Annotated in this window: 27 protein-coding genes; 14 read left to right on the top strand and 13 right to left on the bottom strand. The window is 63.6% G+C overall.

Translation table 11 applies throughout. The annotated features are described in order from the left end of the window. The first annotated feature begins 36 nt into the window (after positions 1-36). A complete protein-coding gene (locus AC4BCN_RS15450; RefSeq protein WP_490493606.1) occupies positions 37-1221 on the top strand; it encodes a low temperature requirement protein A in 1185 nt (394 codons plus the stop codon). 7 nt (positions 1222-1228) lie between these two features. On the opposite strand, the gene AC4BCN_RS15455 is transcribed toward AC4BCN_RS15450, so the two are convergent. Beyond that, positions 1229-1759 (bottom strand): GNAT family N-acetyltransferase, encoded by a 531-nt coding sequence (locus AC4BCN_RS15455; RefSeq protein WP_490491139.1) that lies wholly within the window; start codon positions 1757-1759, stop codon positions 1229-1231. Between the two features lie 91 nt (positions 1760-1850). Between AC4BCN_RS15455 and AC4BCN_RS15460 the strand changes: the two genes are divergently transcribed. Then, positions 1851-2423 (top strand): helix-turn-helix domain-containing protein, encoded by a 573-nt coding sequence (locus AC4BCN_RS15460; protein ID WP_490491140.1) that lies wholly within the window; start codon positions 1851-1853, stop codon positions 2421-2423. Here AC4BCN_RS15460 and AC4BCN_RS15465 read toward each other — a convergent pair. Continuing rightward, positions 2420-3316 (bottom strand): LysR family transcriptional regulator, encoded by an 897-nt coding sequence (locus AC4BCN_RS15465; RefSeq protein WP_490491141.1) that lies wholly within the window; start codon positions 3314-3316, stop codon positions 2420-2422. The two genes, AC4BCN_RS15460 and AC4BCN_RS15465, sit on opposite strands and share 4 nt — an antisense overlap. Positions 3317-3379: 63 nt before the next feature. On the opposite strand from AC4BCN_RS15465, the gene AC4BCN_RS15470 reads away from it, so the two are divergent. The 3 genes from AC4BCN_RS15470 to AC4BCN_RS15480 all read left to right on the top strand — a co-directional run bounded on the left by AC4BCN_RS15470 (position 3380) and on the right by AC4BCN_RS15480 (position 6902). Then, positions 3380-4876: an MFS transporter gene (locus AC4BCN_RS15470; RefSeq protein WP_490491142.1), complete on the top strand. Its 1497-nt coding sequence runs from the start codon at positions 3380-3382 to the stop codon at positions 4874-4876. Between the two features lie 92 nt (positions 4877-4968). Next, positions 4969-6552, top strand: a complete 1584-nt coding sequence (locus tag AC4BCN_RS15475; RefSeq protein WP_490491143.1) for an EAL domain-containing protein — start codon at positions 4969-4971, stop codon at positions 6550-6552. Continuing rightward, positions 6549-6902, top strand: coding sequence for a hypothetical protein (locus tag AC4BCN_RS15480; RefSeq protein ID WP_490491144.1), 354 nt, complete (start codon positions 6549-6551; stop codon positions 6900-6902). The genes AC4BCN_RS15475 and AC4BCN_RS15480 overlap by 4 nt, the downstream gene beginning before the upstream one ends. A gap of 3 nt (positions 6903-6905) precedes the next feature. Here the strand turns inward: AC4BCN_RS15480 and AC4BCN_RS15485 are convergent, their stop codons facing one another. Together AC4BCN_RS15485 and AC4BCN_RS15490 are read right to left on the bottom strand one after the other, a co-directional pair. Then, positions 6906-8258, bottom strand: a complete 1353-nt coding sequence (locus AC4BCN_RS15485) for a serine hydrolase (protein WP_490491145.1) — start codon at positions 8256-8258, stop codon at positions 6906-6908. Between the two features lie 141 nt (positions 8259-8399). Next, positions 8400-9308 carry a VirK/YbjX family protein gene (locus AC4BCN_RS15490; RefSeq protein ID WP_490491146.1) on the bottom strand — a complete coding sequence of 303 codons (909 nt, stop codon included), beginning with the start codon at positions 9306-9308 and terminating at the stop codon, positions 8400-8402. A gap of 188 nt (positions 9309-9496) precedes the next feature. Here AC4BCN_RS15490 and AC4BCN_RS15495 point away from each other — a divergent pair, with 188 nt between their 5' ends. Genes AC4BCN_RS15495 through AC4BCN_RS15510 form a run of 4 tightly spaced genes read left to right on the top strand, consistent with a single transcriptional unit; the run spans position 9497 to position 11577 of the window. Next, positions 9497-10105: a hypothetical protein gene (locus AC4BCN_RS15495; RefSeq protein ID WP_490491147.1), complete on the top strand. Its 609-nt coding sequence runs from the start codon at positions 9497-9499 to the stop codon at positions 10103-10105. Positions 10106-10135: 30 nt separating this feature from the next. Further along, on the top strand, positions 10136-10570 hold the full coding sequence (locus tag AC4BCN_RS15500) for a DUF1801 domain-containing protein (protein ID WP_490491148.1): 435 nt from the start codon (positions 10136-10138) through the stop codon (positions 10568-10570). Beyond that, complete coding sequence (locus AC4BCN_RS15505; RefSeq protein WP_490491149.1) at positions 10567-11118, top strand: hypothetical protein; 552 nt, start codon at positions 10567-10569, stop codon at positions 11116-11118. Before AC4BCN_RS15500 ends, AC4BCN_RS15505 begins: the two co-directional genes overlap by 4 nt. Before the next feature lie 3 nt (positions 11119-11121). Then, complete coding sequence (locus AC4BCN_RS15510) at positions 11122-11577, top strand: GNAT family N-acetyltransferase (RefSeq protein ID WP_490491150.1); 456 nt, start codon at positions 11122-11124, stop codon at positions 11575-11577. A 36-nt stretch (positions 11578-11613) separates the two neighbouring features. Here the strand turns inward: AC4BCN_RS15510 and AC4BCN_RS15515 are convergent, their stop codons facing one another. Next, positions 11614-12636 carry a DNA-binding protein gene (locus AC4BCN_RS15515; protein ID WP_490491151.1) on the bottom strand — a complete coding sequence of 341 codons (1023 nt, stop codon included), beginning with the start codon at positions 12634-12636 and terminating at the stop codon, positions 11614-11616. A gap of 221 nt (positions 12637-12857) precedes the next feature. Between AC4BCN_RS15515 and AC4BCN_RS15520 the strand changes: the two genes are divergently transcribed. Then, positions 12858-13877: a tyrosine-type recombinase/integrase gene (locus AC4BCN_RS15520; protein ID WP_490491152.1), complete on the top strand. Its 1020-nt coding sequence runs from the start codon at positions 12858-12860 to the stop codon at positions 13875-13877. A gap of 39 nt (positions 13878-13916) precedes the next feature. On the opposite strand, the gene AC4BCN_RS15525 is transcribed toward AC4BCN_RS15520, so the two are convergent. From AC4BCN_RS15525 to AC4BCN_RS15545, 5 genes are all read right to left on the bottom strand, one after another. Then, on the bottom strand, positions 13917-14456 hold the full coding sequence (locus tag AC4BCN_RS15525; protein WP_490491153.1) for a hypothetical protein: 540 nt from the start codon (positions 14454-14456) through the stop codon (positions 13917-13919). 163 nt (positions 14457-14619) lie between these two features. Next, a complete protein-coding gene (locus AC4BCN_RS15530) occupies positions 14620-15045 on the bottom strand; it encodes a GNAT family N-acetyltransferase (protein ID WP_490491154.1) in 426 nt (141 codons plus the stop codon). Next, on the bottom strand, positions 15042-15494 hold the full coding sequence (locus AC4BCN_RS15535; RefSeq protein WP_034748275.1) for a PaaI family thioesterase: 453 nt from the start codon (positions 15492-15494) through the stop codon (positions 15042-15044). Before AC4BCN_RS15535 ends, AC4BCN_RS15530 begins: the two co-directional genes overlap by 4 nt. 33 nt (positions 15495-15527) lie before the next feature. Then, on the bottom strand, positions 15528-16019 hold the full coding sequence (locus AC4BCN_RS15540) for a MarR family winged helix-turn-helix transcriptional regulator (RefSeq protein WP_490491155.1): 492 nt from the start codon (positions 16017-16019) through the stop codon (positions 15528-15530). 45 nt (positions 16020-16064) lie between these two features. Continuing rightward, a complete protein-coding gene (locus AC4BCN_RS15545) occupies positions 16065-17240 on the bottom strand; it encodes a citrate synthase family protein (RefSeq protein ID WP_490491156.1) in 1176 nt (391 codons plus the stop codon). A 91-nt stretch (positions 17241-17331) separates the two neighbouring features. Between AC4BCN_RS15545 and AC4BCN_RS15550 the strand changes: the two genes are divergently transcribed. Beyond that, positions 17332-17874: a GNAT family N-acetyltransferase gene (locus tag AC4BCN_RS15550; RefSeq protein WP_490491157.1), complete on the top strand. Its 543-nt coding sequence runs from the start codon at positions 17332-17334 to the stop codon at positions 17872-17874. A gap of 22 nt (positions 17875-17896) precedes the next feature. After that, the gene (locus AC4BCN_RS15555) at positions 17897-18952 is read left to right on the top strand and encodes an NAD(P)/FAD-dependent oxidoreductase (RefSeq protein WP_490491158.1); all 1056 of its coding nucleotides are present in this window, start codon (positions 17897-17899) and stop codon (positions 18950-18952) included. Here AC4BCN_RS15555 and AC4BCN_RS15560 read toward each other — a convergent pair. The 3 genes from AC4BCN_RS15560 to AC4BCN_RS15570 form a co-directional block, all read right to left on the bottom strand. Then, on the bottom strand, positions 18908-19426 hold the full coding sequence (locus AC4BCN_RS15560) for a hypothetical protein (RefSeq protein ID WP_490491159.1): 519 nt from the start codon (positions 19424-19426) through the stop codon (positions 18908-18910). The two genes, AC4BCN_RS15555 and AC4BCN_RS15560, sit on opposite strands and share 45 nt — an antisense overlap. Further along, on the bottom strand, positions 19419-20036 hold the full coding sequence (locus AC4BCN_RS15565) for a hypothetical protein (RefSeq protein ID WP_490491160.1): 618 nt from the start codon (positions 20034-20036) through the stop codon (positions 19419-19421). The genes AC4BCN_RS15560 and AC4BCN_RS15565 overlap by 8 nt, the downstream gene beginning before the upstream one ends. A gap of 166 nt (positions 20037-20202) precedes the next feature. Continuing rightward, complete coding sequence (locus tag AC4BCN_RS15570) at positions 20203-21084, bottom strand: LysR family transcriptional regulator (protein ID WP_034748268.1); 882 nt, start codon at positions 21082-21084, stop codon at positions 20203-20205. Between the two features lie 97 nt (positions 21085-21181). On the opposite strand from AC4BCN_RS15570, the gene AC4BCN_RS15575 reads away from it, so the two are divergent. Together AC4BCN_RS15575 and AC4BCN_RS15580 are read left to right on the top strand one after the other, a co-directional pair. Next, positions 21182-21766 carry a GNAT family N-acetyltransferase gene (locus AC4BCN_RS15575; RefSeq protein WP_181877989.1) on the top strand — a complete coding sequence of 195 codons (585 nt, stop codon included), beginning with the start codon at positions 21182-21184 and terminating at the stop codon, positions 21764-21766. Positions 21767-21893: 127 nt separating this feature from the next. After that, positions 21894-23372, top strand: coding sequence for an MFS transporter (locus AC4BCN_RS15580; RefSeq protein WP_490493607.1), 1479 nt, complete (start codon positions 21894-21896; stop codon positions 23370-23372). The last annotated feature ends 79 nt before the right edge of the window (positions 23373-23451 follow it).

A 23451-nucleotide genomic window follows, 5' to 3' on the forward strand; every position in this document is an offset into this window, starting at 1 on the left:
TTTTAATCAAGCATGAATGAAAGAGTAGCTATGGAATTGACAAAATCCCTGCTGCGCCAGCGCGGCGTGCAGGACAGCGGCAAGGTGGGCATGATCGAGCTGTTCTTCGATCTCGTGTTCGTGTTTGCCGTCACACAACTGTCGCACGGCTTGCTGGCCCACCTGAGCGCCATGGGCTGGCTGCAGACGGGCTTGCTGCTGATGGCCGTCTGGTGGGTGTGGATCTTCACGTCGTGGATCACCAACTGGCTCGACCCCGAGCGCATTCCCGTGCGCATCAGCCTGTTCGCGCTGATGCTGGGCGGCCTGATCATGTCGGCCTCGATCCCCGAAGCGTTCGGCACGCGGGGCCTGGCTTTTGCCGGTGCCTACGTCGCCATGCAGGTGGGCCGGCCCCTGTTTGCCTGGTGGGCCGTGCGCCATGAAGCGCTGTCGCGCCGCCGCAATTTCCAGCGCATCGCCCTGTGGGCCGTGTTGTCCGGCATCTTCTGGATCGCGGGCGGCATCGCGTCGCCCGAACAGCGCATCTTCTGGTGGGTGCTGGCATTGGCGATCGACCTGGCCGGTCCCTGGATGCAGTTCGGCTTGCCCGGCCTGGGCCGCTCGACGACGGCCGACTGGGACGTCGATGGCAGCCACATGGCCGAACGCTGCGGCCTGTTCGTCATCATTGCCCTGGGCGAATCCCTGCTGGTGACGGGCGCCACGTTCGCGGGCCTGGAATGGACGGCCGCCAACTGGCTGGGCTTCCTGTCGGCCCTGATCGGCAGCATCGCCATGTGGTGGATTTATTTCGACACGGGCGCCGAGGCGGGCCACCACCGCATCGCCCACTCGAAAGACCCGGGCCGCATCGCCCGCAAGGCCTACACGTATATCCACGTGCTGATCGTGGGCGGCGTGATCGTCAGCGCCGTGGCCGATGAACTGGCCCTCGTGCATCCGGACGAAGCGAGCTTCGCCGGCATCAGCGCCTTGCTGGGCGGCCCGATCCTGTATTTGCTGGGCAATGCGCTGTTCAAATGGGTTAGCAGCGAGCGCGCCGCGCCGCCGCTGTCGCATCTGCTGGGCATTTTGATCATCCTGGCGTTGATCCCGATGGCCTATGGCCGCCTGTATTCGCCCCTGACCCTGGCCTGCATCACCAGCTGCGTGCTGGTACTGGTGGCCGTGTGGGAACATATGGCGCTGCGCCGCCCGCCGCCGGAGATCGATCCCTGATGCTAACTTAACCGGGCGGCGCGATGCCGTCCGGATCGCTGCGCGTATCGAGTTGCAGCTGCAGGAACGCCAGGTCCAGCCAGGCGCCAAACTTGGTGCCCACCTGGCGCATCAATCCCACTTCCTCGAAGCCCAGCTGCTTGTGCAGGGCGATCGAGCCGGCATTGCCCGCCTCGATGCCTGCCACCATCACGTGCTTGCGCAAGCCGCGCGCCCGCGCTATCAATTCCACCATCAAGGCCTTGCCGACGCCGGCACCCCGGCGATCAGCGCGCACGTATACGGAATGCTCGACCGTATGCCGGAAACCCTCGAACGGGCGCCAGTCGCCGAACGAGGCGTAGCCGGCCACATTCTGCTCGGCATCGATGGCGACGAGCACCGGATAGCCGGCCCGCTGGCGGTCGGCCAGCCAGGCGGCGCGGTTGGCCGCATCGACCGTGCGTTCATTCCAGATGGCCAGGGTGTTGCTGACGGCATCGTTGTAGATGGCCAGTATGGCCTCGATATCGCCCGCATGGGCATCGCGTATCTGCATGTTGCTCTCCTCGTCAATCGTCTACTATAATGGATAAATCATAGATTGCCGCTCACCGCTTGTCCAATAAAATCCGAATGGAAGCCGATACATGTCCACTAAACCAGACGAATTGAATCAGCGCATCGGCGCCAGGGTGCGCCTCGAGCGGGAAAACCTGGGCTGGTCGCTGACGGACCTGGCGGCCCGCTCGGGCGTGTCGCGCGCGATGGTGCACAAGGTGGAGCGGGGCGACTGCAGCCCCACGGCCACCTTGCTGGCGCGGCTGTCGGGCGCCTTCGACCTGAGCATGTCCGAGCTGATCGCCCGCGCCGAGATGCGCGCGGGGCGTTTGCTGCGCAAGGCGGAACAACCGGTGTGGACCGACCCGCAGAGCGGCTATCTGCGGCGGCACGTGTCGCCCGCGTCCGACATGCCGCTCGACCTCGTGCATATTACCTTGCCGCCGGGCGCCGTGGTGGCCATGCCGGCCGCCGCCTATGTGTCGCGGCGACAACTGATATGGTCGCTCAGCGGCAGCCTCGTCTTCATCGAAGGAGACACGCGTCACGTGCTGGACGAGGGCGATTGCCTGGAACTGGGTCCGCCCGCCGACTGCGTGTTCAAGAATGAAACGGCCACAGCGTGCACCTACGCCGTGGCCGTATTGAAGAATAGAAGTTAAACCAGCGTCGCCACGCGCAGCTGGGCAATGAAGGCGCGCGCGGCGGGCGCCTGTTCGTGGCGGCGGAAGGCCACGGCGATTTCCGAGCTGATCTGCGGCCCTGCCAGCTCGCGGAACACCACGCCCGGCAATTGCACGCTGGCCATTACCGAGTGGGGCACGATGGCGCAGCCGACCCCCAGCGACACTTCCGTCAGCACGGCCACCAGGCTGCCCGGGCGCGACACCACCTGCGCCGCAAAGCCGCCGCGCCGGCTCACTTCCAATGTCCCCAATTCCTGTTCCGGCACGATGAAGGACTGCTGCGCCAGCGCGGCCGGCGCCGCCACGTCAGCCAAAGCCAGCGGGCTGTCCGCCTGCACGGCCAGCACGAAGCGGTCGCGCAGCAAGACCACGCTGTCCAGTCCGTCGGGCAAGTGCAGGGGCGGGCGCACGAACGCCAGGTCGACCCGGCCCTGGTCCAGCAAGCCGGGCAGGGTATCCATTGCATACTCGCGCGCGCCGATGTGGATGCCGGGGTGGCTGGCGCGAAAGCGGGCAAACTGGTCCTGCAGCACGCCGGAATACGCGGCCGAAGCCACGTAGCCGATTTCCAGCCGACCCAGTTCGCCCCGCCCGGCACGCCGCGCCACTTCCTGCGCCTGCGCCAGTTGCCCCAGCGCCCGCGACGCCTCCAGCACGAACAGTTCGCCTGCCGCCGTCAGGGACACGGCGCGCTTGCTGCGCTGGAACAGCCGCGTGCCCAGCAGCTGCTCCGTTTCCTGCACCTGCTTGGTCAGCGCGGGCGGAGAAATACCGAGTTCCGCGGCCGCCCGCGCGAAGTGCAGGCTGTGCGCGACGGCCAGCACGCAGCGGAAATGCCGCAGTTCCATGTCTTTGTCTGTATTCACCATGGGTAAATTATAAGGCGCTTGTCTTATAACAGGAAATAATACAAGCGTGCTTACAATCGGGACATGAAAAATACCAACTGGACTTTATATACGTGCTCGGGCGTCTGCGCGCTGATCATGCTCGACACCAACGTCGTGGCCGTCTCCTTGCCGTCGATCGCCCGTTCGCTCAACGCCAGCTTCGTCGACGTGGAATGGGTGGTCAGCGCCTACATGCTGGCGTTCGCCTCGTTCCTGCTGCCGGCCGGAAGCATCGCCGACCGCCTGGGCCGGCGCAGGGTGATGCTGTTTGGCCTGGCCGTGTTCGCGCTGGCGTCGCTGCTGTGCGGCCTGGCGTGGACGCCGTTCGTGCTCAACGTGGCGCGCGCCATCAAGGGACTCGGTGCCGCGCTGCTGCTGACGGCCGCGCTGGCCGTCATCGGCCACACCTTTCATGCGGAAAAGGAGCGGGCGCGCGCCTGGTCCGTGTGGGGCGCGGCCATGGGTGTGGCCATGACGGTGGCGCCCCTCTTGGGCGGCCTGATCACGAGCGCCATCAACTGGCGCTGGATTTTCTATCTGAACCTGCCCGTCGTGGCTATCCTGATGTGGCTGGTAGGCAAGCACGTGGACGAATCGAAGGATGCGTCCAACGCCAGTTTCGACCCGCTCGGCGCGGCATTATTCTCCGCCGGCCTGTTCGCCATCATCTGGGGCTTGATCGACGCCAGCGTGGCGGGCTGGGCCAGCCGCGCCACCGTGCTGCGCTTCGTGGCCGGTGCGGCCCTGCTGGCCGTGTTCGTGCTGGTGGAACGGCGCCAGCGCGCGCCCATGGTCGATCTGTCGCTGTTTGGACGCCGCGTGTTCGTCGGCGCCGTGCTGGGCATGTTCGGCTATGCGATCGCCGCGCAGGTGATGATGACCTTCCTGCCCCTGTACCTGCAGAACGCTTTCGGCTTTTCCGCCGTGCTGGCCGGCTGCGCCATGCTGCCGTTTGCCGTCGCCATGGTGGTGCTGTCCCGTCTGGCGCCGCGCGCCATGCGCCATCTGGACGACCGCGGCATCCTCGTGACGGGGCTGTTGATCGTCGCTATCGGCAACGTGGCCACGGCGCTGGCCGCCGACAGCCTGCAGTATGGCTGGGTGGCGGCGGGCATGATCGTCACGGGCGCGGGAGCGGGATTGCTCAACGGCACCACGCAAAAAGCCATCCTTGCCTGCATCCCGCGCGAGCGCACGGGCATGGGCTCGGGCATCAGCACGACGACGCGCTTTGTCGGCATCGTGCTGGCCGTCGGTGCGCTGGGCGCCGTGCTGGCCATGCGCACGGCGGCTTCGTTCGACAAACTGGCGTGGCTGCACGGCTTGAAGGCCTCACCTGAAATGATAGGGCGCATCGTCGCCGGCAACGCGGCCGACGCTTTCGGCCAGCTACCGCCCGCGATGCAGGCCGTGGCGCAGGAAGCGGCGCGCCACGCCTTCATCGACGGTTTTGCCAGCGTGCTGTACCTGGCTGGCGGACTGGCGGCCGTGGTGGCGGCGCTTGTATTCGTGCTGGCGCGGCCGCTGGAAAAAGTGTAACTGTTCAGCAATATCCGCGTGTGCAGCCTGCACTTGTAATATGATGCCAGCGAGCAATACATAGCAATCATATAACTACCGCAGGTAATCACATGCGCAGAAAACGCATTATTCTAACGAGCGTGCTGGTGGCAGTCATCGGCGTGGCCGCCCCCCTGAGCCTGGCCTTCTATCTGTCGTCCGTGCGCGCCGAGCAGGGCGAGCAGGAACGCCTGCGCCTGCTGGCCGGCTACGCGCTCGAGCGCGCCCACCGTTCGATCGCCTCGGCCAGCATGGCCTTGCGCAGCGCCGATGCGCTGGACCTGGCGCCGTGTTCGGAAGCGCATGTCCAGCAACTGCGCCGCATCACCATCACCACGCGCAGCATCGACGATATCGGTTATGTGGAAAACGGTTTGCTCAAATGCACGTCGAACGGCATGGAGGAAGCGCGCATCGCCGTCACGCCCGCCGACTTTACCCTCGACAATGGCATGGGCCTCGATTTCAACCTGCGTCCCGTCGTCAGCGGCGGCAAGCGCATGGTGGGGCTGTCCTACCGCGCCTATAAGGTGCTGATCGATCCCGTGCGCTTTTCCGACGTCATCGTCGACAACGACATCCAGATGGCCGTGGCCATCGGCAAGGGCGGCGTGCTCGACACCTTGCACCATCCGGACCCGGCCCTGGTCAAGACCCTGCTCGCGGGCAAAGGAGAGACGGGCAAGGGGACGGCGGACACGCTGGCGCGCGAGGACAGCATCCATGCGATGCTGTACCGCGATGGCTTGACGGCCGTCATGATCGAGCCGCGCAGCAAGCTCAGCGAGAGGCTGCGCCGCGAACAGCTGCTGCTCTTGCCGCTGGGCCTGCTGATGGCCGCCTTCATCGTCGGCATCGTCGTGTGGCTGTCGCGCCGCCGGCTGTCGCTGCGCGGCGAACTGGAAACGGCCGTCGAGCGGCGTGAATTCTTTGTCCACTATCAGCCGATCATCGCGCTCGATACGGGCGTGTGCGTGGGCGCCGAGGCGCTGATACGCTGGCGCCGTCCCGACGGCAGCATGATACGGCCCGACCTGTTCATCCCCGTGGCCGAAGAAGCCGAACTGATCCTGCCCATCACGGACCAGGTCATCGCTTGCGTGATCGCCGACATGCGCGCCGCGCTGCTGGCTGACCGCGAGCTGCATATCGCCATCAACCTGTGCGCCAGCGACATCGAAACGGGGCGGGTGCTCGACGTGCTGGAACGCGCGCTGGCCGGCACGGGCATCGAGGCGCAGCAGATCTGGCTGGAAGCAACCGAGCGGGGCTTCATCAACGTGGAAGCGGCCCGCGCCACCATCGAAAAGGCCAGGGCACGGGGCCATGCCGTGGCCATCGACGACTTCGGCACCGGTTATTCCAGCCTGTCGAGCCTGCAAAACCTGCCGCTCGACGCCTTGAAAATCGATAAATCCTTCGTCGACACCATCGGCACGGACGCGGCCACCAGCAGCGTCACGCCGCACATCATCGCCATGGCCCGCACCTTGAACATGCTGATCGTGGCCGAAGGCATCGAAACGCAGCAGCAAGCCGATTATCTGCTGGAACGCAAGGTAGAATTCGGCCAGGGCTGGCTGTTTGCGAAGGCGCTGCCGGCCGCGGAATTCCTCACCTTTTACCGGGCGCGCCGCGCGCCATCGTCCACATGAAACAGTCACGCTTTCCCTATCCCTTGCAGCCGCTGCGCGTCCCCGGCGGCTGGCACATCACCGTCAACACCCTGTTCGAAGTGGAGCCTGGCCCGGATACCATGCAATGGTTCAGCAGCGCATTGCTGCTGTGGGGCAGCTGCCGCGACACCGGTTACTGCTTCAATTCGCATTTTGAACCGGAGGACGATCCGCAGGGCGAATTCGTGCTGGAGATGGGCAAGGTGGCATACGACCGCCATGGCAAGATCGTCCAGGGCAGCGATGCCTTCCTCGGCGAGTTTCGCACGCGCAGCAAGGCGGCGTTTGTCGCCCGGGTCGAGCAATTCATGCAGGACCCGACCGCTTGATTTTTACGGCTTGCGCGGCAAGACGACATCCTGTCCGCCTTGCTTGAGCACGGCGCGGGCGATCTTGCCCGCGGCATCGCGTGTAAATGCCAGTTCCGCCTCGATGGCGCGGAAGAAAAACTGATCCTTGGCGCTGGCAAACAAGGGGGCTGATCCGAGACCCGTACCGGCCGCCTCCAGGCCGTGCTTGCCCAAGGTCACCGTCAACGTGAATTCCTCGCCCAGCGGATACTCGCCCACATACTCGGCCAATGCTGCGCGCGGCAGCTCGATGGCGGCCAGCGGCTTTTTCAGCGGCGGCAACGGTGTGCCGGGCAGCAGGGCGGCCAAGCCCAGCGCATCGACCTCGCGCACCGTGTTGGTCAGCACTATCACACCCCGCTTGCCGTCCGTCGTGAACGCCGCATAGCTGGCGTAGCCGCCGGTCTGGCCGTTGTGCCAGGCGTAGGTCTGACCCTGTTGCTGTTCCAGCAGCCAGGCCAGGCCGATTTTCGAGCCGCTGTCGGGCGCCAGCGGACGCTGCGGCTGGGTCGCCAGCGCGTACGGGCGCAGCGGCTTGAACATATACGCCTGCAGGTAGGCGATCATGTCGCGCGCGCTCGAATACACGCCGCCGGCCGGCGCCACCACGTTCATATTCCATGCCGGCGTGGGTTCGCCCGACAGCAAATGGCCGGGCGCCAGGCGCGCCAGCATGCCGTGCGTGGGATTGTTCGAGGTGGAACGCATGCCCAGCGGCACGGCGATGCGCTTTTGCAGCAGCGCCTCAAAGCTGGTACCGGCCTGTGCCGCCAGGGCCGTACCCAGCACGGCGTAGCCGATATTGGAGTATTCAAGTTTCGTGCCCGGCGCGTACGGCAGATGATAGGCGGCGAGAAACTGCCGCTGTTTGGCTTCCGTGTAGTCCGCATATGGATTGGCCGGGTCCTTCGGCGCGAAGTTGTCGGGCAGGCGCGGCAGCGAGGAGTAGTGCGTGGCCAGGTCGAGCAGGCTGATCGTCCTGCCCTCGAACGCAGGCACCGTATAGCCGGGCAATAATGCCGCCACCGGCTCGTCGAGTTTGACCTTGTTTTGGACGACGGCGTCGGCCAGCAGCAAGCCCGTCATGGTCTTGGTGACGGAACCGATCTGGTAGACGGTATCGGCGCCCGGCTTGATGTTCTTGCCGGCATGTACGCTGCCAAAGCCGTACACGGCGCTGTCCTTGCCATCGATGATGGCGATGACGATGCTCGCGTGCATGCCCGTGCGCGTCAGCTCTTCCGCGCGCTGGCGCACGGCGTCGTCCAGTACGGGAGCGGCCAGTGCGGCGCTGCCGAGCAGGCAAAGGGGGAGAAAAGTGAAAGCGGGTGTCATGGGAACCTTGTCCTGGGTGGGCCGGATGCACGCCAGTGCCTCGATAAGATGTCTGGCATGTCAAGTGAAGGATACGGCGCCAACATGAAGGTCGCCTGAGTTTTATGGCATGCTTATCGGCTTGGCAATGCTTGCGCCTGCTCAATTTTCAGCCGTCGGCGCTTCCAGAAAATCCGCCAGCTGCGCGCGCATGCCGTCGGCCATGTCTTGCAGCAATTCGCCGCGCCGCCGCGCATCGGCGCGCTTTCTCGATGGCACGCCGGCCAGATCGGGCGCACGGTAAGGCGCGCAGGGCAAGTGATAATTGCCGTCGCGCATACGCAAGGCGTGCAACTCCTGCCACGCCAGGTCGTAGTCGGCGGCGATATGGCGCCGGCGCCGCGCATTCAGGGCGATGCGGTTGTCATTGCTGATCAAGAACAGGTTATTGCAAGCAAAAAAATCGCCGAAATCGCGCAAGGCCGCGACCATCAGGTTTTTCGGGCGGCAACCGTGCAGCGCCCGCGTGGCTTCCTTGACGGCCAGCTTGCCCGCCTCCGAGCGCAAGCCTTGCAGCGCGCCCAGCTGCAGCGAGACGCCATCGGCGCGCGGCACGAACAAAAAACTGGCCAGGTACAGGGGCTGGCCGTCGCGCGTCAGGCGCAGGCACAGTTCGCCTTCGCGGTAGCTGTCGTGGATGGCCGTCAGTTGCAAGCGGTACGGCGCCCCGTCCTTGCCTTCAAACGCGGCCAGCACGACGGACCCGCGAGCGGCTCGTTCGACCAGCGCGCGGGCGCCTGCTTGCCACAGGAAGCGGTAATGTCCTTCCAGCAAGGCCAGGCGATCCGCGCAACCGAGCTGGCGCGAGGCGTAAGGGCGGTAGATCTTGAAGCGCAGGCAAGGATGCAGCTGCGCCAGCGAGTGCAAGCCCGGCATGCTGCCCAGGAAAGCTTGCCAGCGCGAGCGCTGGCGGGGAAAGAAGAGGGCGCCCAGCGCCGCTTTCAGGCGGTGTCCGCTGGCGGGAAGCGTCACGGCGGCACCGTGGCGCAGGGTTAAAGCGATGTCATTCATGGTTCTGCCGGTAAAGGGCAGGCGCTGCACAATGAGAGCCTTGCCAACATGAATGCTACGTGGGCCGGGTGAAGTTCATATTAAGAAGCTATCCCATGGGTATTTAGAGGATGGCAACTAAACATTTGCCTTCTGGCAATATAGACGGTTATGCTCGCCGCACCTTGACTCGATGACTGACACCTTTCATGAACCACCGCCATTTGCTTGCCATCCCCGTATTGCTCGCGACACTGGGCGTCCACGCGCAAGACCGCACGGCCGATCCTTTGGCGCCCTTGGCGCAATGCATCAACCGCAGCCAGTTCCAGTTCAGGACGCAGGACCGGTTGCCAGCCGGTGCGACCACGCGCATCGTCAAGATGGCGGCGGGGGATAGGCAGATATCGACGGCCGATGGCTATCGGCTGATGCTGTTCCGCAAGAGCAGCTTGCCTTTCGTGAATCTGAAGATCGAACGCAGCGCAGAAGGCCAGTTCGCGGCCGACCGCGACACCATCGTGGCGCAGATGCGAGAAATGGCCGCCAGGGGCAAGCTGCCGCAACAACTGCCGCTGGAAACGGACGCGCGCGATGGCGTGGAAGTGCTAGGATTGAATAACGCCAGTATCGCGCAAGCGCAAGGCATCATCAGTTTGTATACACTGCTGCACGCCTCCAGCGGCACGGTCGCCACCGCCTACCTGCTGAACCAGCCGGCCGATCCGCGCGACTTTGCGACGGATGCGCAATACCAGGCGCTGCGCACCCAATTGATTGCCTCGCTTGTCAGCTGCATGGCCGACCCTGCGCAGTAAGGCAAGCGGGCAGGGAAGGAAATGTCAGCCATGAAAAAAACAGTACCGGGCACGGCGCCCGATAATGACGCCGAAAACGCCGAGCCCGCCGCCAGCCAGATCGACGCGAAGATCGCCTCGCTGGCGGACTGGCGCGGCAAAATCCTGGCCAATGTGCGGACGCTGATCCGCCAGGCGGACCCGGAGGTGGTCGAGGAAGTCAAATGGCGCGGCGTGCCCGTCTGGTCGCACGCGGGCATGATCTGCACGGGCGAAACCTACAAATCGGCCGTGAAACTCACCTTCGCCAAGGGCGCCGCCTTGCCCGATCCGGCCGGCCTGTTCAATGCCAGCCTGGACGGCAACACGCGCCGGGCCATCGATATCCACGAAGGCGAGCATCTCGATGCCACGGCGTTCAAGGCGCTGATACGCGCCGCCGTGGCCGCAAATACGGCGCCAAAAGCAAAACGGACTTCTACTTGAGACATTATCTGTATATCTGGCACGACCCCGCGGAGCGCATGCTCGTCGCTTCCGGCATCGAATTCAAGGATTGTATCCCCGCGCTCGGCGAGGCTGGCGGCATCGTGCTGCGCAGGGGCAGCGCCGGGACGGCCAGAAAGCCTGCGGCTTTCCAGGCCTTGGCCCAGCAGCAACTGCCGGCCCTGGCGCTCGAAGACATGCACGCCTGGGGCAGTCATGCCTGGGCCGACTGGCAGGGCAAGCCGCCCGCCTTCCCGGATGCGGACGTGACCGCGATGCTCGACCATCGCGGCGCGCTCGCGCCGCTGCCTGTCTTGCGCAGCCGCTTTCTTGCCTTTGCCCATGACGACGGCTGGTATTTGAAGCTGATGTATCGGAAATGGGATGACGTGGCGGCTATGCTCGCGAGCATCATTCCACCAGCGCTGGGCAAACTCGACATGGATGCGCTGAAACACGGAGGTGACGGCTACTGGCTGCAAAACGGCACAGTCCAGGCGGAAGTGAAAACCCACGATATCGACAGCGTGCTGAATCGCCGCCTGTAAAGAATGGATAGCGCGCCAGCCATGTGCCTGATTCGTTCTTTCTCCAGCGCGGACACGCAGCCCTGCACCGCCATCCTGGCCCTGGCCGGGCGCGACGCCTTCGGCCCCGTCGCTGGCAGCGCTACTTTTACGGCGGCGACGCAGGGCGAAGCCATCCTCGTTGCCGAACGCGGCGGCATCGTCACCGGCTTTGCCGCCGTGTACACGGGCGATGCCCCCGATTACTTCCTGCACCACCTGTATGTGCACCCGGCACACGGCGGCTCGGGCATCGGCAGGCAACTGCTGGCGGCCGTCGTGGCGCGCTTCGGTCCCCGCCTGAGCTTGAAAACGCAGCTGAGCAATACGGGCGCGCGGCGCTTTTATGCGCGCGCGGGCTGGGTCGAAGATGCGGCGGACAGCGGCGTGGACGCCATCGGCGCGTGGATACGGGTGCGCTACCGGCCGGGGCACGTGTGATGAAGCGATCCTGGCATCCCAGCCATGTAGACTGGTTCAAGCATCGCGCTGCTCCTTGCTATCCGTAAGCAGCGCCAGGCGCGCCGCCATGCCGGCATTATCGCGCAGCAAGCCGTCGCGCTCCTGCGCCAAGCCTTCCATTTTCTGCTGCGATAGTTGCCCGTTCTCCGCCAGCATGTCGAGCTGCCGGTCTTGCGCCGCCAGGGCTACTTTGGCGTCGTTCAGCGCCAGCAAGGCCGTATCGAGCTTGGCCAGCAAGGCGTCGGCCGACGCGGCCGCCTGCAAGTACTGGAATTCGAACTGGTCGCGTTCGGGACGTACGGTAGCCAGCGCTGCGCGGTCGGCGGCCGCTTCATCAGCCAGGCGCGTGTGCTCCGCCTGCAGCTGTGCCAGCCGCATGTCCTGCTGCACCAAGGTCGCTTGCTGGCCTTGCAGACGCTGCTGCAGCTGGGCGTTCTCCTGCTCCAGGCGGCTCTCCCGTTGCTGCGCCTGGGCCCGTTCCTCGTTGCGTTGGGCGGCGGCCGCTTCCTGGTAATGGTCGAACTGCGAGCGCACTTGCGCCAGCTGGCGGTTCAGGGCCGCGATTTCCTCGCCCCGGTCGGCCAGGCGCTGCGTCAGGCCAGCATTGTCGCTGTGCAGGGTGGCCAGGGTGACGGCGCGAAAATGGTGCTCTTCCTTCAGTTGTGCCAGCGCGTGCTGGGTGGCGCGCAATTCCTGGGTGAGGGCGGCGCGCGCTTCCGTCAGTTTCAACCGCTCCGTTTCCGTCTTCTTCAATTTTTCCAGCGCCGCGTCGAGTTCGGCGCGGTTCTGTTGCATGCCCGTTTCCAGCTGCTGCGCCACGTCGCGCTGCTGCTTCTCATAGACGCCGCGCATCGCTTCCATCAGCTCGGCCGGCAAGCCCGCTTCCGTTTTCACGGCGCCCGCACCCTGGAACTCTTCCTTCCAGCGCTTGAGCAGGGGCGCGATGGTGCTCTTGCTACCCGTGCTGCCCAGCGCTTCGCGCACGCTGTCGACCGTGGGATTGCGCCCATCGGCAGCGACGATTTGGGCTGCTTTCATAACATCAGAGTACAGAATGCCGGTGCGGGCCATAAAACCACCTATGAGCGAAATTTAGTAACGTATTACATGATACGTAATATTGAATAATATTGCGATATAAATATTCGTGATTTCCGAAAAATATAAGTCACGATAAGATTGCTTATCGCGTGTTATGGGGGTGCTTTGCATGCTATTCTGCGTATCTCTCAGTACAAAACCGCGATTTCGCCGCCGCCATGCCCGATTTGCCCCTCTCGAAACGACGTATTGCCGCGTCCAAAAGCACAGCCATCGCCACTGCGCCATTACACGGCACCCTGATCGACGCGGAGCTGGCCGCGCGCCACCAGGCATTTCTCGCCGCCGCCACGTCCGATAACACGCGCCGCACCTACCGCTCTGCCATCCGCCACTTCCAGGCCTGGGGCGGGGGGCTGCCCGCCGACGAGTCCACCGTCATCCGCTACCTGATGGCCTATGCGGACAGCCTGAACGTGCGCACCCTGGCCCTGCGTTTGACAGCCGTGTCGCAATGGCATGTGTACCAGGGCTTTGCCGACCCTGCGTCCACGCCCACCGTGCGCAAGACCCTGGCCGGCATCGCCCGCCTGCACGGCAAGCCGAAGAAGAAGGCCAAGGCCCTGCCGCTGGAGGATCTGGAAGCGATCGTCGCCAAGCTGGCCGCGCTGGGCACCAGCAAGGCCTTGCGCGACAGCGCCTTGCTGCAGCTGGGATTTTTTGGCGGTTTCCGACGCAGCGAACTGGTGGGATTGACCGTGGAAGACGTGAGCTGGGAGCCGCAGGGCATGGTGATCACCTTGCCCCGCTCGAAAACGGACCAACTGGGGGAGGGCATCGTCAAGGCGATTCCGTTCGGCGACGGCGTCTGCTGCCCGGCCACGGCCTTGCGCGCGTGGCTGGCCGCGGCGCACATCCGTACGGGGCCGCTCTTGCGCACGGTGAACCAGTGGGGACATGTGGGCGCGAAGGGACTGCACGCGAGCAGCATCAACACGATCTTGGAAGCTTGCGCCAGGCTGGCGACGCTCGATTACGTGCCGGAACTATCGAGCCACAGCCTGCGCCGCGGCATGGCCACCAGCGCGCACCGGGCCGGCGCCGATTTCCAGGCCATCAAGCGCCAGGGCGGCTGGCGCCACGACGGCACCGTGCATGGCTATATAGAAGAGGCGGGGCGCTTCGAGGAGAATGCGGCGGGAAGTTTGTTGAAGGGGAAGAGGAAGGCGGCGGGCTGAGGGCACGCGCCAGCGCGTCGGCTGAATGAGTGGCTGCGATTACTCCGGCAATTCCGCGATCAGCAGAAGATCGAAATATTGCTCGCGGAGCTTGGCGAGCCGCGCCATCTGCGGCGGAACAGGACGCATCTGCAAAGCCTCCCGCATGTATTCGAGACGAGACTCTGCATCGTCCCGGTGTTCCTCATCGGGTTTTATAAAATAATCGATTGCCTCCTCCTCTTGATATACTAACTGCTCCAGGGAGTACCAGCCGACGTAGTAGCCCAAATTAAAGAATTCCTCAAAGGACTCGGCGATCACTACGTTGTTTTCGTCCGCGCTTGGCAGAGTCATTACGATCGGTAAAGTTCCGTTAGCGGATACAAAGTCTTTGAGATAACTGTAATGGACACCGTCCCCGCCTGTGCTTGCAAAGGTAACGACGTTAGCAGGGGTGCACCAGTATTGCTGTTCCATTTGAGGCGTTTCCAGGATAAGGCCACAAGGCTCGAAGACCATATCGGCGGAAGTTTCAAACTGAATTGCAGCGGCATCAGCGACTTGATGCAGTTTTTCAAGCTGAACGGGTAGTTTCATTTTTTTAGACCCAACGTGTTCTACATTGCAAAACGACGAGTTAACATGGGCGCCTGCGATATAGCATCTCATGCTGTCGATTCAAGGACACAACATGGTTTAGTGTATGGCATTGTTGCTTATCTAGCAAGCAAGAGATATGGATGTTGCTTTGTGATGCATTTCAAGGCAGCGGCTTGATGAAATGAATGCGCTCCCTGGCCGTGTCGCCAAAATGCTCCACCAGCCGGATCTGGTATCCATTGCGGATCAGCAAGCGCAGCATGGCGGGATAGCGGTTCATCGATTTCACCGTGATGGCCGAAAAGCCGCCCTCCGCAGCCCGGCGCTCCTGAAATTCCAGCAGGCGTTGCGCCAACCCAGCCTTGCGGTGCGCGGGCAGCACGCCGCCGAGCCAACTGTAGAAAGAATCGTCCTCGGCCGCATATCCCAGCTTGCATCCGACGGGCTGGCCGTCCGCTTCCGAGATCAGGATCAGGGGGCCGGCGGGCAGCCGCTCCTGCAGCTGCGCCAGGCTGCGCCGCTGGTCGAACTCGGGTATCGCCTGCAGCACCTGCCAGGCTTCCTCGATTGTGCCGGGCCGTATCATGCGGCCGCTTGTTCCCGGGGGCGGATGATCATGCAGGTGGCCGTCGCGTGCGCGTACACTTTACCGGCTTCGTCGCGGATCGTGCCTTCGGAAATGACCAGATTGCGTCCCGCATTGATGACTTTGCCTTCCGCGTAGACCGTCACGTTGAAGGGCAGGGGGCGGCACATCTTGATGTTCAGGTCCGTCGTGCCGTAGCTTTCGCCGGCCGGCAAGACCGTGTGCGTGGCGCAACCCGTGACGGTGTCGAGCACGGTGGCCGCGAAACCGCCATGCACGCCCCCCATGGGATTGGTGTGCGTTTCATTTGCCGTCGCCGTGAAAATGACACGGCCGTGCTCGACCGTGTGCGCATCCATGGGCATGGTCTTGGAAATGCCGGGCCGGGGAAACAGGCCTTGCGCGAAAGCTTGCATTAGTTGCAAGCCGGTCATGTCGTTCGGGTGCATGGATAACTCCTGTGGTGGTGATGTGGGGATGGGTCAGACGTCCTGCGCAAAACGCAGGCGCGAGGCGTGCAGCAGGAAGCGGGCGACGACGGCCAGTTCTTCCTCGCTGAAACCTTGCTTCAGTTGTTCATTCAGGCTGTCGAGCAGGGGCAGGGCGGCGGCCAGCACCTCGCCGCCCCTGGGCGACATGTGCAGGGTGCCGGCGCGCGCGTCGAGCGCCGACTGGCCGCGCACGATCAGGCCGTTTTCTTCCATGCGCGCCACCAGCCCTGTGACGGCCGAATTTTTCAATTGCAGCGCCCGCCCCAGATCCTTCAATTGGCAGCCTTCCTCGCCCTTCAGGGCAAACAGGGCGACGATTTGCGTGCCGGAAAATCCCAGTTCACTGGTGAAGACGGCGTCGGCCGAGCGGAACAGGTTCTGGCGCGCCAGGTTGAGCAGATTGAACAGGCGCGGCGAACGCTCGCCCAGCGGGCAGGCGGCGGTATCGGGAACGTCTGGAGTAGGGGAGGTATTGGTACGCATGCGAAGTATACTACTACGTATGCGTAATAAATCAAGCGGATATTGTCAATCGCGCTGGTGGCGTCCGATGTAACGGGCGCGGGGGCGTATCAGGGCCGCGCTGGCGGCTTGCTCGTTGGCATGCGCGATCCAGCCAGCCGAGCGGGCCAGCGCAAACACGCTCATGCCTGCGCCCTCGGGCCAGCCGAAGGCCAGCTCCATGGCGGCCAGCGCCAGGTCGGCATTCGGACGCGCATCGAGCAGCTCACCTGCCGTGGCACAGACGGACAGGATGGCGCCCAGTTGCGGGGACTTGTGCGACAGCGCCGACAGGCGATCCAGCAGATACGCGGCGCGCGGGTCGCCTTGCGGATACAGCGGATGGCCAAAGCCGGCGAATTCCGGCGCGATGGTCTTGTAAAAGGCGCCGATGGCGTCCCTGGCGTCCGGCGCGGCCAGCGCATCCCTCAACATGCACCTGGCCGCCGCGCTGCCGCCGCCGTGCCTGTCTCCGGACAAGGCCGCCAGCCCGGCGCCCAGCGCGGCGGGCAAACTGGCACCCGTCGAGGCGACGCAGCGCACGGCAAAGGTGGACGCATTCAATTCATGGTCGGCCAGCAGCACGAGGGCGGCGCGCAGCAATTCAGTCTGGTCCGTGTCGGCCTGCCACGCCTGGGCCAGCTGCTGGTGCAGCGGCAAGGCGGACGGCGCCGTCTGGAGCAAGGCGGCGGCCAGGATGCGCATCAAGGCGGGGCCGGACTGCAGCATGTCCGCAGGCGCAGGCAGGGACGACAGCATGGCCATGGCCAGCATGGCGCGTGCCAGCGGCGTCGCACCCGTTACGCTGGCCAGCCCCTGCGGCAGGACAGGCGCATCTTGCTGGAAATAGTCGCCCGCACCGTCGTCCCACAGCAGGCTGGCGGCCGCTTCCAGCGTCGCGGACTCGGCCAATGTCGTCGCATCGCAGCCACGGTACAACAGCCGGCCATCGAGAATGTGGGAAATCTTTGTTTCCAGCACGGGCAAGCCCCAGTGCATGGCGGCCACGGCCGTCTGGCCGCCGCGCTTGGCGTCATTCTTGCGGGCCGCCAGGCGCAGCACGTCTTCCTGAGGATAGCGCTTGCGGCGCGATTCTCCATTGCTGACGGAGGCCAGCAGACCCCGGCTCACATAGGAATACAGGGTGGGCAGGCTGACGCCCAGCAGGCGCGCTGCCTCAAGGGCGGATAAGTCGTTTTTCATGGCGGCGATTGTATCTGTATATTGATTCATGGAATCAAGATTGACGGGCCGCGTGGCGCTTCACTAGACTCATGCCTTTCCAGGAGTCTCCATGAGTACACACACGATACGCACCCTGCGCCCCGACGATGCCGCGCCCTTGCTGGCCTTCGAACTCGCCAACCGGGCCTGGTTCGAGCGCCATATCGACCGGCGTCCCGACGCTTTTTACAGCATCGAAGGCGTCCAGGCGCACGTCGCGCAATTCCTGGACGAACACGCGCAGGGACGCATGCACCCCTGCGTCATCGTGGACGAGCGCGACGAGCTGATCGGGCGCGCCAACCTCAAGGATATCGACGGGCAGGCCGGAACGGCCGAAGTCGGCTACCGCATCGGCGAACAGCAAGCTGGCAAGGGCCTGGCCACGGCCGCACTGCGTTATCTGATCACTCTGGCGCAAGACGAATGGCGGCTGGCCAGCCTGTGCGCCTACGCCATCGATGGCAATGCGGCCTCGATCCGCGTGCTGGAGCGCTGCGGTTTCGTGCAAGGTATGGCCGTGCCAGATATTGCCATCGTGGCAGGCAAGGTCGTCGATGGCCATGCCTATGCGCTGGATTTGCGGGCGGCTGGGGTAGACTCTGCCCTGTGATAAATAAACAAAGTTGGCAGATATGAATCATGAGAAGCCCGAACGCATCGTCGTCATCGGCGCTGGCATCGTGGGCGCGTCGCTCGCGTACCACCTGGCCAGCAAGGGGGCGCAAGTCACCGTGGTGGAGGCGGGCGACATTGCTTCCGGCGTGACGGGCACCTCGTTTGCGTGGATTAACACGTCCTGCGCCGGGACTGATCCCATTGCGGCCCTGCGCAGTGGCGCCATCGCGGCCTGGCGCCAGTTGGAAATGCAGGTGCCCGGCTTGACGGTGCGCTGGCATGGCGCCTTGTCGTATGGCACGCAGGATGGGCGGGTGTCGCCCGTATCCATCTTGGTGGGCCGCTCGCGCATTGCCCAGCTTGAACCGCATCTCAGGCAGCCGCCGGAACAGGCGGTCCACGAGTCGGAGCAGGGCGCGCTCGACGCCGTTGCCGCCACACACGCCTTGCTGGCAGCGGCCCAGGCGCTGGGTGCGACGGTCCGCACGCACACGCCCGTGCTGGGCTTTACCGTCCAGGGTGCGAAGGTGACTGGCGTGGAAACGGCCGCTGGCCTCATCGAAGCGGACGTGGTCGTGCTGGCGGCAGGCACGGGAACTGCTGCGCTGGCGCAGATGCTGGGCGCCAGCCTGCCCATCCACGCCTCGCCCGCCATTTTCATGCGCTACCAGGCGCCGCCCGGCTTGGTGCGCGGCATTATTTCCAGCCATGCAATGGAGGTGCGGCAAGAAGAAGATGGCACCATGCTGGCCGCGGAAGACTATGTGGACGAGGCGCCGGAAAACCAGCCCGCCGCCATGGCGCAGCGCACGGCCAGCGCGATCAGCGATGAACTGGAAGGCGCCGAGTCCATCACGCCGGCATTCGCCTGCGTCGGCCTGCGCCCCATGCCCTTTGATGGCGTGCCCGTCATCGGCTACTTGCCGCAGGTCGAAGGCGCGTACGTGTGCGCCATGCATCCAGGCGTCGTGCTGGCGGCCATCGTGGGACAGCTTGCCAGCGAGGAAATCGTCACTGGCCAGCCAAGGTCAGCCCTCCAGGCTTGCCGGCCAGCGCGCTTCCTGGCGCGCTGATTCCTGGGGCACAGGCGCCACAAACACCGGCAGGACGAACGGCACTTGCTCCTGCTCATCGCCATCCTCCGACGGGGCTTGCATATAATGTTCGTTGCGCCAGTCCCCGTTCACCACGCGGTCGGCGATCAGCGCCAGATCCTGCGTTTCGTGCAACTCGCAGCGAAACGGCAACCGCCCATGCGAGCGCGACACCAGGCTGAAGCGCAACTGCCGGCATTGCGCATCGTGCCAGCAATAGAACAGTATCTCCTCGCCAACGAGCGCGCTGCTGCGGGCCGCGATTAACTCTCCGACGAATTCAACGATATCGGCCGCATGGATCTGCGGCGTTTCGTCTTCCGTGGGCGAAAAGCTCCACATATTGTTTATCGCTTCGTGATTGATATCGTCGGGATCAATGAGCACGTCATCATCTTGCGCCATTTCCAGCCATGCATAGACTGGCTTGCATTTCATCATGTCATTATGCATGCCATGTTTCAAAAGCCGTCCATACCGACCTCCATGCGCCATGCGGAAGTTTGGCCTGCATGGAAAGTGACAGTGCGCCTATGCCCAAACAATCACCTGGTTGCCATTGTGCATTTTCCAAACTAAGCGCCCGCGCTCTTCCCACGTCGACATTTTTCATTTCAGCTGTGTCATAGCCGATTTCCAGTACTGGATGCAGCACTTTTCCATTGGCTGTCAAATATAAAGTATTGACATGGACCTTGGGTTTGTCAAAACGTTCGTAGAGCCTTGTTGCAGCGGATTTGAAACCCTGGCCAACGGCGATGCTGACGGTCGTTGGGCCATTGCAGCCCAGAAGCGAGGCAAGCGCCCAATAGTCATGATCAGCAGTGACAAGTCTGCTTAAACAGCGTTCTATCCATGCCGATTCACCAGCTCTGAATTCTTTCCAGTATGGAGAAAACGAATTTTGCAGATAGCCAACTTCGTGCATCGCCCCAACCAGATTAATCTGCTTGTCCAAGCAGACTATATCTTGTAAAAGATGGGCTGCGGCTGCGGCGACCGCATACTCGCCTTTGGCCATGGCTTTATCTTCGAGTTTTTTCAGTTTGGCGTTAATACTCATTTTTTCCTGGTCATTTAATGCGGCCGTTTTCAATCATTCAAGTTCAAATCATTGTGTCATACCTCGGCCTTTAACTCAGGTTCCTTGTCGTACCGAATCAGCTCCCAGGAGCTGGCTTCTAATTAGCATTAAAAACCCAAGCATTTCCACATTGACTTGCATACATTTACCCCCGCGGCCCATCCGCCAACAACTCCGCCAGCCTGTCGGTCAACCACAAACTCGTCTCGCTCAGTTTCTTGCCATGTATCGATAGCCGCCGCACAGGCAGGCGCGACAAGGCCAGCGCAGGGCAGGGCACTTCCTGCAGATAGCCCTTGTAATTGTCGTAATTGGCGATGTTCAGCGGCAGAATCGCCCAGCCCAGCCCGTCCGCGACCATCTCGGCAATACTGTAGAAGCTGTCGGAGAACCAGACGGCCGGGCTGAACGCGTGTTCGCGGTTGAGCTCGGAATCCATGATCAGCTGGCGGTAGCGGGTCAGCTCGTTGCGGCTCACTTCCTGGCCGTGGGCCATGGCGTGGCCTTTCGCCACGAACACGCCTTGCGCCACGCTGCCGATGTGCTGCTGTTCCAGGACGGGCGAGATCGGGCCGCGGTCGAAGTGAAAAGCCACGTCGGCTTGCTGCTGTTCCACGTATTGCGCCACCTCGGAGGCCGTGGCGTTGAGCATCACGAGTTCCAGGGCCGGGTAGCGCGCCGCCAGTTCTTTCACCAAGGTGCCGATGGCCAGGTAGGGCAGGGCTTCGTCCAGGGCCAGGGTCAGCTGGGCTTCGGGAGCGGCGCTCAGCAGTTGCGCGCGCAGCTGCAAGCGCTCGGCCTGGCGCAGCAGTTCGCATGCTTCCAGGTGCATGACCTTGCCCGCTTCCGTCAGCACGGCGCTGCGGCGCGAGCGGTCGAACAGTTCCACGCCGAATTCCGCTTCCAGCAGCCCGATCGAGGTGCTGACCACCGATTGCGCGCGGCCCAGCCGGCGCGCCGCGCCCGAGAAAGAGCCAGCCGCGACGGCCGCTTCAAAGTAGCGCATTTGTTCCAAAGTCCATTGCATGGCATCCACCTATCTGTTTTACAGATGGATTTTAACTTGAATGCCATTCAGGGGCGACATAAAATGTCTTTACATTTTCAACAATACGAGATCCGCCATGAAAAACGCTCAAGCCAATTCACCCGCCATCAGCTTCAGCTGGTGCCACGACGCCACCGCCGAAGACACCTTGTGCAAGCTCTACCTCGACAACGTCAGCGCCGACTATATCTCCCATTCGGAGCTGCAGGGCGAGCGCGCCGATGCGCCCGGCAATTGGCGCGCGGACTTGCCCGAGGTCATCCGTGGCGAAATCCGCGCCGCCCTGTCGCATGACTGGGTGCATGGCGATTCGACCCTGCTGGCCGTCGCCACGTCAGGCGAGGCCATCGTCGGCATGGCCTTGGTTTCCATCGACACGCGCCAGCGCGCCTCGAAATCGTTCGCCGCGCTCGATGACCTGGTCTTGCTGCCCTCCGTGCGCGGCAGCGGTATCGGCAGCCAATTGGTGGAGTGGGTCGCCGACGAGCTGCACAGCCACGGCATCGCCCGGCTGTTCCTCGAATGCGGCGCGCACAACTTGACGGCGCAAAAATTCTTCCAGGGCCGTGGCTTCAAGCAAGTGTCCGTCGTCATGCTGCGCGAACTCGACGTGCCGGCAGTAACGGCCGCCGTGGATGACAAGGATGGCGACCGTGGCTGACGCCCGCCGCCCCCGACCAGCCCAGGCCCGTGGCAGCCTGGAACGTAAATATTTGCGCAGCACCCGCTTTATCCATACCGATAGTTGTTAAAAGTTACACCAAATCCATGAGTTGTTTATGCATCCAATGAAAAAATGGCTGACGCTGGCCATCGTCTCCAGCGCCTTGTTCCTCATCGTGGTCGACATGACCGTGCTCTACACAGCCTTGCCCGCGCTGACGCGCGACTTGCAGGCCTCTTCCTCGCAAAAACTGTGGATCATCAACGTCTACGCGCTGGTCGTCTCCGGTCTGTTGCCCGGCTTCGGCACCCTCGGTGACCGTCTGAGCCACAAACCCGTTTTCCTTGCCGGCCTGGCCGTGTTCGGTATCGCCTCGCTGTGCGCCGCGTTTTCACCCGCGCCGGAATGGCTGATCTTTGCCCGCGTGCTGCTGGCCATCGGTGCCGCCTTGATGATGCCGGCCACCTTGTCCATCATCCGCCTGACCTTTACGGATAACCGCGAGCGCTCGTTCGCCATCGGCGTGTGGGCAGCGATTGCTTCCGGTGGTGCCGCGTTCGGTCCCGTGCTCGGCGGTTTCCTGATGGAACATTACTGGTGGGGTTCCGTGTTCCTGATCAACGTGCCCATCGTGCTGCTGACCCTGGTGCTGGCCGCCGTCGTCCTGCCAAAACGGGCCGGTAACCGCGACAAGCCGTGGGATCTGGTGGGCTCGCTGCAAATCATGATGGGCCTGCTTGGTGGCGTGTATGCGATCAAGGAGCTGGGCAAGTCGCAGCCGTCGTATGCGCTGGCTGCCTGTGCTTTCGCCGTGGGCGCGTTCTTCATGCTGAAATTCGTGCGCCGCCAGAAGCGGCAAGCCAAGCCGCTGATCGACTTCGCCCTGTTCCGCAAACTGCCGTTTTCCAGCGCCGTGGCCGCCGCCATGGTGGCGTCCGCCGCCCTGATCGGCATGGAACTGGCGCTGAGCCAGCACATGCAGCTGGTGCGGGAATTGTCGCCGCTGGAAGCGGGTCTGCTGCTGTTGCCGCTGCCGCTGGCGTCCGTGTTTGCGGGCCCATTGACGGGTTTCATGCTGCCGCGCGCCGACAAGGCCAAGGTATTGTGGGGTTCGCTGCTGCTGTCCGGTATCGGCATGGCATCGTATCTGGTGCTGCATGACGCCGCCGTCTCGGCGCAAGTGGCCAGCCTGGTGATCCTGGGCCTGGGCCTGGGCGCCGTCATGACGGCCGCGTCCAGCGCCGTGATGTTGAACGTGGCGCCGCAGCAAGCGGGCATGGCCGCCTCGATCGAGGAAGTGTCGTATGAGCTTGGCGCCGTCATCGGCGTGACGGTGCTGGGCACGATTATGTCGGCCGTCTACAGCGCCACCCTGGTGATCCCGGAAAGCGCGGGCCTGTTGCCCAACGCCCATGACACGCTCGATGCCGCGCTGCTGGCCGCCGAACAATTGCCGGCCGAACTGGGCCTGCAAGTGTCGGAACTGGCCCGCTCGGCCTTCGACAAGGCATTTATTGTTGTGCTGGCCACGGCTTCCGCCATCCTGATGGCGGCCGCAGCCACCATCCGCCACCTGCATCTGCGGGCGCGCCGGGCGGTTTGATGGACGGGGCCTTCGCCCCGACAATATTGAACTGGATACTGGCTCGCCGCGCAAACGGTGGGCCAATTGCATTTTCGCT

This window comes from Janthinobacterium sp. Bl 1 (assembly GCF_058215535.1).

Excerpts from the sequence above, each read along its gene's own strand:
- AC4BCN_RS15455 (WP_490491139.1), bottom strand. The coding sequence starts at position 1,759 with ATGCAGATACGCGATGCCCATGCGGGCGATATCGAGGCCATACTGGCC.
- AC4BCN_RS15460 (WP_490491140.1), top strand. The coding sequence starts at position 1,851 with ATGTCCACTAAACCAGACGAATTGAATCAGCGCATCGGCGCCAGGGTG.
- AC4BCN_RS15465 (WP_490491141.1), bottom strand. The coding sequence starts at position 3,316 with ATGGTGAATACAGACAAAGACATGGAACTGCGGCATTTCCGCTGCGTG.
- AC4BCN_RS15470 (WP_490491142.1), top strand. The coding sequence starts at position 3,380 with ATGAAAAATACCAACTGGACTTTATATACGTGCTCGGGCGTCTGCGCG.
- AC4BCN_RS15475 (WP_490491143.1), top strand. The coding sequence starts at position 4,969 with ATGCGCAGAAAACGCATTATTCTAACGAGCGTGCTGGTGGCAGTCATC.
- AC4BCN_RS15480 (WP_490491144.1), top strand. The coding sequence starts at position 6,549 with ATGAAACAGTCACGCTTTCCCTATCCCTTGCAGCCGCTGCGCGTCCCC.
- AC4BCN_RS15485 (WP_490491145.1), bottom strand. The coding sequence starts at position 8,258 with ATGACACCCGCTTTCACTTTTCTCCCCCTTTGCCTGCTCGGCAGCGCC.
- AC4BCN_RS15490 (WP_490491146.1), bottom strand. The coding sequence starts at position 9,308 with ATGAATGACATCGCTTTAACCCTGCGCCACGGTGCCGCCGTGACGCTT.
- AC4BCN_RS15495 (WP_490491147.1), top strand. The coding sequence starts at position 9,497 with ATGAACCACCGCCATTTGCTTGCCATCCCCGTATTGCTCGCGACACTG.
- AC4BCN_RS15500 (WP_490491148.1), top strand. The coding sequence starts at position 10,136 with ATGAAAAAAACAGTACCGGGCACGGCGCCCGATAATGACGCCGAAAAC.
- AC4BCN_RS15510 (WP_490491150.1), top strand. The coding sequence starts at position 11,122 with ATGGATAGCGCGCCAGCCATGTGCCTGATTCGTTCTTTCTCCAGCGCG.
- AC4BCN_RS15515 (WP_490491151.1), bottom strand. The coding sequence starts at position 12,636 with ATGAAAGCAGCCCAAATCGTCGCTGCCGATGGGCGCAATCCCACGGTC.
- AC4BCN_RS15520 (WP_490491152.1), top strand. The coding sequence starts at position 12,858 with ATGCCCGATTTGCCCCTCTCGAAACGACGTATTGCCGCGTCCAAAAGC.
- AC4BCN_RS15525 (WP_490491153.1), bottom strand. The coding sequence starts at position 14,456 with ATGAAACTACCCGTTCAGCTTGAAAAACTGCATCAAGTCGCTGATGCC.
- AC4BCN_RS15530 (WP_490491154.1), bottom strand. The coding sequence starts at position 15,045 with ATGATACGGCCCGGCACAATCGAGGAAGCCTGGCAGGTGCTGCAGGCG.
- AC4BCN_RS15535 (WP_034748275.1), bottom strand. The coding sequence starts at position 15,494 with ATGCACCCGAACGACATGACCGGCTTGCAACTAATGCAAGCTTTCGCG.
- AC4BCN_RS15540 (WP_490491155.1), bottom strand. The coding sequence starts at position 16,019 with ATGCGTACCAATACCTCCCCTACTCCAGACGTTCCCGATACCGCCGCC.
- AC4BCN_RS15545 (WP_490491156.1), bottom strand. The coding sequence starts at position 17,240 with ATGAAAAACGACTTATCCGCCCTTGAGGCAGCGCGCCTGCTGGGCGTC.
- AC4BCN_RS15550 (WP_490491157.1), top strand. The coding sequence starts at position 17,332 with ATGAGTACACACACGATACGCACCCTGCGCCCCGACGATGCCGCGCCC.
- AC4BCN_RS15555 (WP_490491158.1), top strand. The coding sequence starts at position 17,897 with ATGAATCATGAGAAGCCCGAACGCATCGTCGTCATCGGCGCTGGCATC.
- AC4BCN_RS15560 (WP_490491159.1), bottom strand. The coding sequence starts at position 19,426 with ATGCATAATGACATGATGAAATGCAAGCCAGTCTATGCATGGCTGGAA.
- AC4BCN_RS15565 (WP_490491160.1), bottom strand. The coding sequence starts at position 20,036 with ATGAGTATTAACGCCAAACTGAAAAAACTCGAAGATAAAGCCATGGCC.
- AC4BCN_RS15570 (WP_034748268.1), bottom strand. The coding sequence starts at position 21,084 with ATGCAATGGACTTTGGAACAAATGCGCTACTTTGAAGCGGCCGTCGCG.
- AC4BCN_RS15575 (WP_181877989.1), top strand. The coding sequence starts at position 21,182 with ATGAAAAACGCTCAAGCCAATTCACCCGCCATCAGCTTCAGCTGGTGC.
- AC4BCN_RS15580 (WP_490493607.1), top strand. The coding sequence starts at position 21,894 with ATGAAAAAATGGCTGACGCTGGCCATCGTCTCCAGCGCCTTGTTCCTC.